This window comes from Thalassospira sp. (assembly GCF_040218635.1).
In the GTDB taxonomy this organism is placed as follows: domain Bacteria; phylum Pseudomonadota; class Alphaproteobacteria; order Rhodospirillales; family Thalassospiraceae; genus Thalassospira.
Genome location: NZ_JAVJRB010000011.1, coordinates 74,095 through 86,213, shown reverse-complemented (window position 1 = coordinate 86,213; position 12,119 = coordinate 74,095). Strand labels below are relative to the sequence as shown.

General features: G+C 54.6%; 12 protein-coding genes. 4 read left to right on the top strand and 8 right to left on the bottom strand.

Annotation, left to right across the window (positions count from 1 at the left end; translation table 11 throughout):
- Window positions 1-16: 16 nt before the first annotated feature.
- The 4 genes from RIC05_RS11745 to RIC05_RS11730 are packed head-to-tail and all read left to right on the top strand — an operon-like array spanning window position 17 to window position 3,618.
- Window positions 17-589, top strand: a complete 573-nt coding sequence (locus RIC05_RS11745) for a TRAP transporter small permease subunit (RefSeq protein WP_350044155.1) — start codon at window positions 17-19, stop codon at window positions 587-589.
- Between the two features lie 56 nt (window positions 590-645).
- Window positions 646-2,067 (top strand): TRAP transporter large permease, encoded by a 1,422-nt coding sequence (locus RIC05_RS11740; RefSeq protein WP_350044156.1) that lies wholly within the window; start codon window positions 646-648, stop codon window positions 2,065-2,067.
- Between the two features lie 13 nt (window positions 2,068-2,080).
- A complete protein-coding gene (locus RIC05_RS11735; RefSeq protein WP_350048726.1) occupies window positions 2,081-3,433 on the top strand; it encodes an amidase in 1,353 nt (450 codons plus the stop codon).
- The gene (locus RIC05_RS11730) at window positions 3,433-3,618 is read left to right on the top strand and encodes a hypothetical protein (RefSeq protein ID WP_350044158.1); all 186 of its coding nucleotides are present in this window, start codon (window positions 3,433-3,435) and stop codon (window positions 3,616-3,618) included. The genes RIC05_RS11735 and RIC05_RS11730 overlap by 1 nt, the downstream gene beginning before the upstream one ends.
- Window positions 3,619-3,701: 83 nt before the next feature.
- On the opposite strand, the gene RIC05_RS11725 is transcribed toward RIC05_RS11730, so the two are convergent.
- The 8 genes from RIC05_RS11725 to doeA form a co-directional block, all read right to left on the bottom strand.
- On the bottom strand, window positions 3,702-4,865 hold the full coding sequence (locus tag RIC05_RS11725; protein WP_350048728.1) for a sulfotransferase family protein: 1,164 nt from the start codon (window positions 4,863-4,865) through the stop codon (window positions 3,702-3,704).
- The gene (locus RIC05_RS11720) at window positions 4,862-5,551 is read right to left on the bottom strand and encodes a hypothetical protein (RefSeq protein WP_350048730.1); all 690 of its coding nucleotides are present in this window, start codon (window positions 5,549-5,551) and stop codon (window positions 4,862-4,864) included. Before RIC05_RS11720 ends, RIC05_RS11725 begins: the two co-directional genes overlap by 4 nt.
- A gap of 89 nt (window positions 5,552-5,640) precedes the next feature.
- Window positions 5,641-5,949 (bottom strand): hypothetical protein, encoded by a 309-nt coding sequence (locus RIC05_RS11715; RefSeq protein WP_350048732.1) that lies wholly within the window; start codon window positions 5,947-5,949, stop codon window positions 5,641-5,643.
- Window positions 5,946-7,334: an arylsulfotransferase family protein gene (locus RIC05_RS11710; RefSeq protein WP_350048734.1), complete on the bottom strand. Its 1,389-nt coding sequence runs from the start codon at window positions 7,332-7,334 to the stop codon at window positions 5,946-5,948. Before RIC05_RS11710 ends, RIC05_RS11715 begins: the two co-directional genes overlap by 4 nt.
- 215 nt (window positions 7,335-7,549) lie before the next feature.
- Window positions 7,550-8,998 (bottom strand): MORN repeat-containing protein, encoded by a 1,449-nt coding sequence (locus RIC05_RS11705; RefSeq protein WP_350048736.1) that lies wholly within the window; start codon window positions 8,996-8,998, stop codon window positions 7,550-7,552.
- Between the two features lie 126 nt (window positions 8,999-9,124).
- On the bottom strand, window positions 9,125-9,616 hold the full coding sequence (locus tag RIC05_RS11700) for an Lrp/AsnC family transcriptional regulator (protein WP_350044164.1): 492 nt from the start codon (window positions 9,614-9,616) through the stop codon (window positions 9,125-9,127).
- A gap of 1 nt (window position 9,617) precedes the next feature.
- Window positions 9,618-10,616 carry a N(2)-acetyl-L-2,4-diaminobutanoate deacetylase DoeB gene (gene doeB / locus RIC05_RS11695; protein WP_350048738.1) on the bottom strand — a complete coding sequence of 333 codons (999 nt, stop codon included), beginning with the start codon at window positions 10,614-10,616 and terminating at the stop codon, window positions 9,618-9,620.
- A 114-nt stretch (window positions 10,617-10,730) separates the two neighbouring features.
- Entirely contained in the window at window positions 10,731-11,912 is a 1,182-nt protein-coding gene (doeA, locus tag RIC05_RS11690) for an ectoine hydrolase DoeA (protein WP_350048740.1), read from the bottom strand.
- Window positions 11,913-12,119: the final 207 nt, after the last annotated feature.

Here is a 12,119-nt window from a genome sequence, read left to right as displayed (position 1 = left end):
GAACGGACAGGATTTCATGATTGGATTTATTGAATTCGCGGACAGGTTGTCGGCCTGGTTTGGCAAGACCTTTGGCTGGCTGATTCTCCTTATGACGCTTGGCATGAGCTATGAGGTGGCTTCGCGATACCTATTTAATGCGCCAACCACATGGTCACTTGATGTGTCCTTTATCATGTACGGCACGCTGTTCATGATGGGTGGGGCCTATACCCTGTCACGCGGCGGGCATGTACGCGGCGATTTCCTTTATCGCCTGTGGAAGCCTCAAACCCAGGCCAAGGTTGATCTGGTCCTTTATATCTTTTTCTTCTTCCCCGGTGTTACGGCACTGATCCTGTCTGGCTGGAAATACGCGGTCCGGTCGTGGGGTTATGGCGAAGTAAGCGTGAACAGCCCGGCGGGCGTTCCGATCTTTCAATTCAAGGCGGTGATTGTCGCAGCCGGTATTCTTCTGTTCATTCAGGGCATAGCCCAGGTCATGCGTTGCATTCTGTGTATCCGCGAAGGGTACTGGCGCAATGCGGATGACGATGTGGAAGAAACCGAAGAACTGCTGATGAAACAGCGCGTGGCCAAAGAAGACTGATCCGATGACGGTTTCAGTGTCACACGCCATTCACGCCCCCGAACGGAGCTGCCAAAGTGATTGACGCACATGTCGCCCTACTGATGCTGGGCATCTTTATTATACTGGTATTTCTGGGTTTCCCGGTTGCCTTTACCCTCATGGCCCTGGGGATAGGATTTGGCTATTACGCCTATTTCGATGCCGGCCGTATGTGGCGGGCCTTTGACCGGCTGGCCGAAGACAGCGATATTCTGACATCCGTGACCACGTGGTTTGAAGGTGCGCTTAACAGTCGAATATTCGATCTGTTTATCAATCAGACATATACGGTGATGTCCAACGAGGTGCTGACAGCAGTGCCGCTGTTCCTGTTTATGGGCTACATTGTTGAACGCGCCAATATCGTCAACCGGTTGTTCGGAACCCTGAACATTGCTGCGCGTAATATTCCCGGCTCGCTTGGTGTTGCCGCCCTTGTCACCTGTGCGTTGTTTGCGACTGCGACCGGGATTGTCGGTGCGGTTGTGACCCTGATGGGGATGCTGGCGTTGCCGGCGATGCTCAAAGCCCGTTATGACAAAAGCTTTGCTGCGGGCATTATTTGTGCCGGTGGTACGCTTGGCATTCTGATCCCGCCATCGATCATGTTGATTGTCTATGCCGCCGCATCGGGTGTTTCGATTGTGCGTCTGTATGCAGGCGCATTGCTGCCGGGTCTGACGCTGGTTGGTCTGTATCTTTTGTATGTGGTGGGCCGTGCGATGTTGCAGCCCAAAGCTGCACCGAAGCCGACCAGTGATGAAATTCCCGAAGTACCCCTGCCCAAAGTTCTCTGGATGCTGGCAACGTCGTTCTTCCCGCTGGCCTTCCTGATCCTGTCGGTTCTGGGGTCTATCCTGTTTGGTCTTGCCACCCCGACCGAAGCGGCATCGATCGGTGCGCTTGGCGGGATGCTGTTGGCCTTGTCGTATCGGGCGCTGACCTTTGACCGGTTGCGTGAGTCGGTTTATCTGACGGTGCGGACATCGGCGATGGTGTGCTGGTTGTTTGTCGGGTCTTATACCTTCTCGTCTGTGTTCTCCTATCTTGGCGGTGAGCATGTGATTGCCGAGTTTGTTGGTGGACTTGACCTAACACCCTTGCAGTTCCTGCTTTTGGCCCAGCTGATCATTTTCCTTCTGGGGTGGCCGCTGGAATGGTCGGAGATCATTATCATCTTCGTTCCGATCTTCCTGCCATTGCTGCCGCTGTTTGATATTGATCCGCTGTTCTTTGGTATTCTGGTTGCATTGAACCTGCAGACCTCGTTCCTGACGCCGCCGATGGCGATGTCGGCCTATTACCTGAAAGGGGTGGCGCCTCCGGGGCTGTTATTGACCGATATCTTCAAGGGCATCATGCCGTTCCTGTTCATGGTGATCGTCAGCATGGTCTTGATGTACACGTTCCCACAGATCGTGTTCCATCTGCCGGATCTGTTCTATGGCGCACGGTAAGGGACGTTTTTAGATGAGTAAGATCAACCCATTACTGACGCTTGATGTCATCGAGTTGCGGGACCGCCTTGCCAGCGGGGCGGTCCGCGCAGTCGAATATGTCGAGGCCTGTCTTGCGCGGATCGCCGAGATCGAACCGCAGGTTCAGGCATGGGCGTGGCTTGATAGCGATCATGCCATTGCCCAGGCCCGCGCACTGGATGCCAGACGGCAATCGGGGGCACCAATCGGCCCGCTTCATGGCCTGCCCGTCGGGTTAAAGGACGTCATTGATACGGCGCGTATTCCGACTTCAAACGGTACGGTGCTTGATAGTGGCCGGGTTCCGGAAGAGGATGCGGTTCTGGTGTCGCGGCTTAAAGCGGCCGGGGCGATCATTATCGGCAAGACGGTTTCGACCGAACTTGCCTTTATGCATCCATCGAAAACCCGAAACCCCCACAACCCGGATCATACGCCGGGTGGATCATCGGCCGGATCGGCGGCTGCCGTCGGTGCAGCCATGGTGCCGTTGGCTGTTGGCACGCAAACGGGTGGGTCGATTATCCGTCCGGCTTCGTTTTGCGGGGTGGTCGGGTTTAAACCGACATTTGGCGCAATTGCCCGAACCGGGGTTCTAAGCCAAAGTCCAAGCCTTGATACGATTGGTGTCTTTGCCAATTCGATCAACGGGGCGGCGATGGTGGCTGAAACCCTGTTTGGCTATGATGCACATGATCCTGCAACCACGCCAAGCCCGACGCCAAGATTGCTTGATACGGCCAAAAGCGACCCATTGGTAACGCCGATGTTTGCCTTTGTCCGTCCGCCGCAATTTGAAGACGTGGCGGACGAAGAAACCATCATGGCGTTTGAAGAAATCACCAAAATGCTTGGTGATCAATGTTTCGAGGCCCCTTTGCCCAAGGCATTTGATGATGCGAGTGCCCTTCGCGCACGGATCAATTTTGCCGAAATGGCCAAGGATTACTACGCCTATGAAAAGCGTGGCCGGGATCAATTGTCGTCAGAAATTCTGGAAGCGATTGATAAGGGCAACGATGTGAAGGCACGCGATTATCTTGCCGCACTTGATTGGCGCAAGGTCCTGAATGCCGGGTTGAAGGAAGTGTTTTCGCGCTGTGACGCGATCATTACACCGGCGGCGCCCGGACCGGCTCCGGCGGATTTGAATACGACGGGCAATCCGATCTTTAACGGGCTTTGGACGTTTTGTGGCACACCGGCCATTACCATTCCGTTGCTTTGGTCGCAAAGCGGTATGCCTATGGGCATACAGCTTGTCGGGAAAGTCGGTGACGATGCCCGTTTGCTGCGGACAGCAAACTGGTTGAAAACATATCTCAGTACACAGGGAGAAACCTGATGGCGAGTAATCTTATAAACCGCATTATGGCGCTTTCGGCGTTTGTGGTTCTTGCCGGTTTTGTCGGCATTCTGGTTGGGTATGTCCCGCGTTGGGATTTGGGGATCATGTCGGCATTGACCCTTGCCCTTGCCGGATGGGATCTTTGGCATGTTGCCACAGGTCGTAAGGAAGATACCCACTGATCTGTCAGGGAGCATTCCTGAGAGATGCAAGCAAACTGACGGGGCAGGAAACATTCCTGCCCCTTTTTTGTCGATTTATGCCTTTAGGCAGGTTTGCCGTCATAGCCGAACCGTTTCGCCGCAATGCCGGTGATGTCATGGATCATTGCCGTTTCTTCGGTGCTGAATTTTGGTTGGTAATAGTCCGGTGCATGAATGGTCGGGGCAATGCGGTCAATGATCGGCTGTGCATCATCCAGATCGACATGGTCAAACAGGGTGCGCAGTTTTCCCGCCGGATCGGCAACAAGGTCTTCATAGCGGACCACAAGTGTTGCTTTGTCCAACGCCTTGTTCACGATCAACCGGTCGGCGATATAGTGATGCAGGTTTGACCAGTATCGCGCCCAGCCTTCTATTTCATTGCCGTTTTTCCAAAGCTTCATGATGTCCAAGGTCGCATGCAGATCACCGGTATTGATCGGACGACGGTCCAGACCGAATTCATAATGCCCGACACGCTGCATATGGGCCACAGCACGGGGATTGTTCTGTTCGCCCAAGCAAAACAGCGCATGTTGTTTGATCAGGGATGCGATATGCCAAACCGGATCGCGCACCGGCAGGACAAAGCGGGCATCAGGGAATATGGACAACAGATATTCCATCCGGGTGACAAGATAATTGGCCTTTGACACATATCGTTGCCCGCCGCGCACATGGATCAGTTTGCGAATATGTTCGCGATAGAATTTCTCGAATGCCGGGTTGCTGATCTGGCCATCAAGAACGTTGCTTTCGCCGGTATCGTGCAGATGGCGGAAGAATGCCATCCAGATCATTTCTTCGAAGGCTTCGGGGCTTTCGGGGGTGATGTTGATGCCATCGGCATGGGTGCGTTCGACCGCGACATTCTGCCGACCCGGGGCAAGATCAACAAAGCGGTTCCAGAACCATGGTGTAAACACCGGCGGATAATCGCGGTAGCGGTGGGTTGCGGCATCTTCATGCCGGGCGAGTGTTTCAAGCAAGATTGTGCTGCCCGATCGCGCCAGACCGGCAACGAAGATCGGTTTTTCGACCTGCACGTTTTCGATGCTGTCAGCAGCCATTCTTGTTTCGAAATTGCCCAGACGTATCCATTGCGCCGGATTGCGCGCGATCCATCCGCTTAGCCAGTGATCCCATCCCGAGACGTGGAATGCTTCGGCATTGGTAGGCGTACGCGATGAGGGGGCATTGGCCATGTTGTTTGCAAAGTGGGTCATTCGATCCGAAATCCTTTCTTGATCGCAAGCGATCCCAACAAAAGGGCGACAAAGAATGTCAGCTCCCAGCCACGTGCCCAACCCGGCCCGACAGAAATGATTTCCTGTGCGGGTAACTCGAAACGAAGCAGGGTTACCGGGGTGTCATCGGGAAGATACCCGGCGGGATTCCCGATCAGATGGTTCCACCAGACCTTGTGATGCATGACCGGAATGGCGGCAGCGGCAGCAACGACATGGCTTTGCCCATCGAGGTTTCCGGGGATCTGCACAATCGGGCAGGTGCCATTTTCGGCATCCGGGTTGATGCCGACCTGTTCAAACGCGGTCCCTTGCGGTTCGATTGTGATGGCAATGTTTTGATCAGGGGCTGGACAGCTATATCCATATTGCCCATCCAGCCAGACAATCAGGGCAAGAGCGGGCAAAGATGCCGCAACGGCCGGACCGATGACAAAGCCAACCAGTTTGAACGCCTTTCCAAGCTGCGCGCGGGCCAGTCGCATGCCATGGGCGAAATCTTCGCCATCATCATCGGCCATGGCTTTTTGCGCCGTTTTGACTTCGGACTTGATCTGTTTGATGCGCGTCTGTGGTGACAAGAGACGATACAACACCATCGAGATCACCGCACAGAGCAGTGCCCATACAAGTACGCGGCCAAACGGGCCGATGGCATTTGTCATAAGCCCGTCCAGAGTGGCAAATACGGGGGCGGGCCAGTCAAAAATTCCCATCGTGCTCACGTCCTGTGGTCGGTTATTGCGATGCTGGCTTATGAATTGTGATGTTCGGAAACATTTGTCGCCGTGTGCTTGGCCGTTTCACGGTTGGCTTTGCGTTTGCGCATCATTTTGCGAAGCGGCCACATCAAAATGAAACCAACAGCAACAAAGACAGCGGCCAGAACGGCCCAGAGTGCGGATAAAAGGCTTAGCCCCGCACCGGGACCGACATAGGCATGGGCCGGAAATGCGGTCAGAAGCATGGCGCAGGCAATTGTTGCCGTTCCGATGGTCAGCAGTTTTAAATCGGGCTTTGTCGACGGGGCGATTGTTTTAGGTACGTTCTGTTCGGATATCATTTTGCTTCTCCTGTATTGGAGGCGGGGGTGTTGCGATACAGATCAAGGCGCGCATCGGTGATGCGTTCGGCCTGCGATACAACGGGGATAAGTTTGGTGTCGGGTTTTTCGGGATCGTCACGCCGGATCGGGTTGTGGAATTCCCAGACGATGTCGCCGTCCTGTGTGACTTCAAGCAATCGACCGCCACTTGATTCCGTCATCAGCGTATTGCCGTTGGGCAGGCGTTGCTGATCGGCGCGGATATTGCTGTCGAACTTCTGATCGGCCGTGCCTTTATATTGCCAGGTGATCGCATTGGTTTGCGGGTCGATCTGAATCACGCGCGATTGCCCGGCATCGGGATCGGCAAGTTGCCCCTGATTATCAAACAGCAAGATATCGCCATTGGGCAGAACATCCGGGTCATGTTGCCCCAGCCACGGCCCACGGGTCGCCCAGACGATTTTTTCCGCATCCATATCAAGCACGGCGATGATGCCAAGATCGCGGAAGGACAGGACAACGTCCCCTTCCTTGCCATAGGCGAAGTTTTTGGCCGTTTGGGCGTCAATCAGCTGGATGGTGTTGGTGTGCAGAATGTCTTCGTTCGAGAAATAGGGCGCGAAATCGACCATGTTGGCATAGCTTGAATTGATCAGCGCATCGAGGATGGAGACCTTTTTGATTTCCTCACCCTCTGGCGAGAGGATAACGGCAAAGTCATCGAGACGCGGCGGGGCCAGTTGTTTGCGATTGGCATAGCTGTTGAACCGGAATTCCTGCGTTAATGCATAGATCCGGCCATCATCGGCGATGGAAAAATCGTGATGGGCGGTGCCGAGATATTTCCAGACCGGGTTCGAACCCCGATCAATCTTGGCCATGCCATAGCCATATGGCGTATCGCCAGCCGCGGTATATTGCACAATCAGATCGCCATCCGGTGCCATCTTGGCCGTATGCCAATGCATGAAATCGTCTTTTTGCGGATTGGGGATCGGGGATGTTTCATCATGGATGGTGCTAAAGGCCATGCGCCATTCATGGACAATGTTGCCATCCATATCGATCAGCACGGCATGCGGGCCATCGCCGGATGAATAAAGGGTCAAGCCGTGCTGTGCACGGTTTTCATCGTGAATGGTGACGCCGGTTTGCGTGCTTCTGGCCTCGGACCAGAAATCAAGTCGTTCAACATCGGTGTATTTTGTGCGCTGTTCCCACAATGCGGTCCCGGCACGCCATGCATTTTTAAGCGGTTGATATGGCGGCACTTCGGCCAGAACGACAAACGCGCCCAAACCGAAGCTGATTGCGGCAATACCGACAACAAAGGCAGAAATAAAAATGCGATCGCCGCCATTATCGGCGGCGGTTTGATCTTCTTTATCAGGACCAGGCACGCATAACCTCCATATCATTTGATTGGAAGGTTACGGTGCTGTGCGGGCGAATTTACGGCCACTTTCCCGGGGATTATGGCTTTTTGGCCGGTATTTTGTCGCGGTTTCGCCTTAAACGTAAATTGTCAGAATGAATTTTCGCGGCGGTATTTGGGGTGTGGCGGCGTTTATCCGGGCCCTTGCCGGATGGGATATTCGCCATGTTGCACCATGATCTAACGGCGGTATTCTACCCCGTCAAACACCAGAACGGTTCCGTCGTAGCGGCAGGATACTGTGCCTGACGGGGCGCTCATGCGTTGTAGAACCTTGCCGGTTGCGGCGTCGCTATAGACGCCGTTGCCGTAGGTGACTGAAATGCTGTCGGGGGCGGTGGTAAAGGTAAAACCGATTTCAAACCGGTATCTGGCCGCACCGCCATAGGTGTAGCTGATGAAATTGCCACTGCCTTGACCGGGGCTGTCAAGGCGCAGGGTTGAATTGCCGGTATTGTCGTTAAATGTACCGCTGGCATTGCGGCACCCGGCTTGGGCGGTTTCGGGCTGGCGGGGGGATTGTGTGGCGGATTCCTGTGCGGCTTTCCCGGCGGCGGTTTTGGCTGCGATCTGGCGGTCACGTTCCATCAGGGTGGCCAGTTCTTCGGGCCCGGAGAGTTTTTTGCCACCGTAATAATAGCATTCACCGACCGCGACGGTTTCCCCGCCACAGACAAATGCGCCGCTCTGTCCGGGGAAGACCGATCCATCGGGCAGGTCCATCCAGTCGCCTTCCCAGCGGGTCAGACGGCCCTGACCGAACGGTTTGCGTTCGCGCACGGGTCCTTGCCAGATCGTGCCATCAGCCATCTTCAGTTCGCCGTCCTGCGGTTCGAACAAGGTGTAGCTGCCGGTAAAGACAGTTCCGTCCGGCCATTTGGTGGTGCTGCCCGGTGTCAGTTGGTGGTTGGTGTTTTGATAGTCGCCGTCAACTTCACGGCCATCGGCATATGTGATGTCGCCGGTGATTTTTTCATCGGTGATTTCGGCGTTGAGGATTTCGGCAAACGGCAGGCCATTGCGGGTAATATCAACCGTTCCTTCGCCAACCCGTTCGCCGTTATTTTGCGGGCCGGTATATTCGGCGCGAAATTCGCGTTCGGCAAAAAGTGTTTCGGGTTCATAGGTGGTGGATATCGGCACGCGCCAGGCGGTGGTATCAAGTTCCGGATGGGCGCGGAACGGATCGATCTGACGACTGATGACAATGTTGTCGGACAGCAAACCATAATCGGCATAGACGACCGTGGTTTCGCCGGGGCGGATTTCGATCTGACCGTTATATTTGAGATCCCCCAGACGATAAACCGTCACGGTATAGCTGTCGGGCCAGAGGGTGTATTCCTTGGTCTGCCCGGCGGAAAGCTGTTCGGTGGTAAAGGGTTTGAAACCCTTGTTGCGCGCCGCCTTGGTGATCTGCATCTGCCAACCATAATAGGCCCCGACACCGGACGGATTGATTTTGAACTGAAGGATTCCCGGATCGGAAATTTCGGCAGCGGGCAGGTTGTTCTGGGCAGGGGGGCTGGCGGTCTGTGGGGTGCCGGTGGTTTGACAGGCGGTAAGGGCCAGCGCAAGCATTCCCGCGCCAACCGTATTTGTTATTACCGTCAGATAACGCCTGTCCATGCCATATATCCCCCGAAAATGGCGGCTCCGATGCGCCTGAACCAGAATGGAATTTCAGGTTCTGTTGCAGCGGAAACTTCGCCATAAATTCGGGGGAAAGGAAAGCGGAAAGACATTCCTGAAGGGTTATTTTCGTTCCGGGGACTCCACCAGATTTTCAATCGGGGTGATTGCGGTGGTTTTGACTTTCTTGGTCACGATATAGGTGAAGTATCGATCAATCCCGATATCGGACACCAGAAGCCGGTCTATCAGGCGCTGATAGGCATCAACATCGTGGCAGAGCACCTTGAGCATATAATCCACCCCGCCGCCGAGCGCATAGCATTCGACGATTTCGGGGATGTCCTGCACGGCCTTTTCGAAAATCTGGAAGTCATCATGTTGATGATGGCGAAGCGTTACCTCGGTCATGACCAGGGTCGGTTTGACCAGCTTTTCCAGATTGATATGGGCGTGATAGCCCGAAATAACGCCAAGGTCTTCAAGACGTTTAAGCCGTTCCCAGCACGGGCTTGGCGACAGGTTTACCGCCTCGGCCAGTTTGACCTTGGTGATGCGCCCTTCACGTTGCAGGGTTTTAAGGATTTTCAGATCCAGCTCATCAAGCCTGATCATGTCAGAGCACCTTTGCAATCACGGCCAGACAGTCCCCGGTTTTGATCAATCCGGGGAAATGGCGACATGAAACAATGCCATCACGCGATGCATGATATTCACGCGGTACGGATCCGGTACGCTCCACATCATAGATGCGGGCGATCAGATCGCCCTTTTTAACCATATCGCCCAGATCAACACAGGGTTCAAACAGCCCGGTTGCCTCGGATGCGACAAAGCAGGTGTCATCGGGCATATCAAGCATGGTGGTGCCATCCGGTGCGACGTCAAGTTCGCCGCCAACAATACCCGCATGGATCAAAATATTGCGCACACCGCGATCGGCAATCGCAACCCGTTCGGCGGTGGTTGAGCCACCCCCGCCAAGTTCGGTGGTGACAAAGGTTTTGCCAGCTTCTTCGACAACGGTATCGAACATGCCAACCGCATCAAGTTCGAGCATCATCATCGAATAGGGCGCGCCAAAGGCGTTCATTGCCGCAACACAGCGGGCTTCCTGTTCCTTGTCGGGCAGGACGTGGGCGGCGGCGAACGGAATGAAATCAAGCGTTTTGCCACCCGAATGGATATCGAGAACAATGTCGGCTTCGGGGACCAGAAAACGCAGCACATAGTCGGCAATTTTCTGGGTCACGGTGCCATCAGGCTTGCCGGGATAGGAGCGGTTCATATTGCCCGCATCAATTGGGGAAGTCCGCGATGCATTGCGAAATGCCGGATAGTTCATGGCAGGCAGAATGATCACGCGGCCCGATACTTCGGACGGGGTAAGCGATCCTGCCAGTTTAAACAGGGACACAAGGCCTTCATATTCATCGCCATGATTGCCGCCGGTCAAAAGGGCGGTGGGGCCATCGCCGTTGCGAATGACCGTGATCGGGATCATCACAGCCCCCCACGCAGAATCATCGCGCGAATAGGGAAGCTTTAAAAAGCCGTGATGAACGCCGTCCTGATCAAGCGGGATCGTCGGGCTGATGGGTGATGGTTTTGTCATGGTCGTATCCTTGCATTTTCCCGGTTTCGCGACCGTCGTTACCGGGCGGTGACGTCTGAGCCCGAATGCTGCCCATATTAAATGGGCAGCATATCGGTGCGGTTTTGAGGGTGGCTAGTTCTTGACGAACAACTGCCGTGGATAACTGGTCAGGGTTTTGCTGCCGGTTTCCGTAATCATCATGCTTTCGGTGATCTCGATCCCCCAGTCATCAAACCAGAGGCCCGGCATGAAGTGGAAAGTCATGCCCGGTTCAAGAACTGTTTTATCACCGGGGCGCAGGCTCATGGTGCGTTCGCCCCAGTCTGGCGGGTAGGACAGCCCGATCGGGTAACCGCAACGGCTGTCTTTTTCGATGCCGAATTTTTGCAAAACACCAAAGAAGGCAAGGGCGATATCTTCGCAGACATTGCCGGGTTTGGCGGCTTCGAGACCGGCCTGAAGGCCTTCGATCAGGGCACTTTCAGCATCAAGGAACCGCTGATCCGGATCGCCGAGGAAAATCGTGCGCGACAGGGGTGCGTGATAGCGTTTGTAACAGCCGGCAATTTCAAAGAACGTACCGGAATCACCTGGGATGGGTTTTTCATCCCAGGTCAGATGCGGTGCCCCGGCATCCGGACCCGATGGCAACAGCGGAACAATCGCCGGATAATCGCCCCCGATCCCGTCGACACCGGCGATGCCGGTACGGAAGATTTCGGCAACCAGTTCGTTTTTCTTCATGCCCGGTTCGACGATTTCGAAAATACGTTCATGCATGTTTTCGACAATGCGTGCGGCTTGACGCATATAGAAAATCTCGGTCTCGGACTTTACCGCACGTTGCCAGTTCACAAGCGCGGTTGCATCGTTAAATTTCGCATTGGGCAAATGGGTCTGCAATTGCAGGAAGGCCTTGGCGGAGAAATAGTAGTTATCCATTTCCACGCCGATTCTGCGCGTGCCCCATCCACGATTTTCAATCACCTCGGAAAGGTAATCCATCGGGTGATGGGTGGTCGATTGCACATAGTAATCGGCATAGGGAATGATGCGATCATGGGGCATATAGACGGTGCGTTTGGCGCCGTTGGCGTCTTGGGATCGCCCAAACCAGATCGGGTCATCTTCAATTGGCACAAGCACACATTGATGGACATAAAAGGACCAGCCGTCATAGCCGGTCAGCCAGGCCATATTTGATGGATCGGTCACGATCAAAAGATCGAGGCCCTTTTCCACCATGGCTTTTTTGGTTTTCTCCAGACGCTCGGCATATTCCTCGCGCGTGAAATTTAATTCAACCTGGCTCATCGCAGGCCTCCTGATAAAGGCGGGTTAAGGACCTAGACTCACTAATGTGACGACAATGGTTGTTCGGATTTGTGCGGATAGGCGAAGCAAAGCAGCAGGAAGATTACGATCTTTCAACGCTTTGCGACAAACCAGCCCGTGCAAATCCGAACAATCCGAAGGACAACCGCCAGAGTTGCGAACTCCAGCGTTAAACTCCTTGTTCGG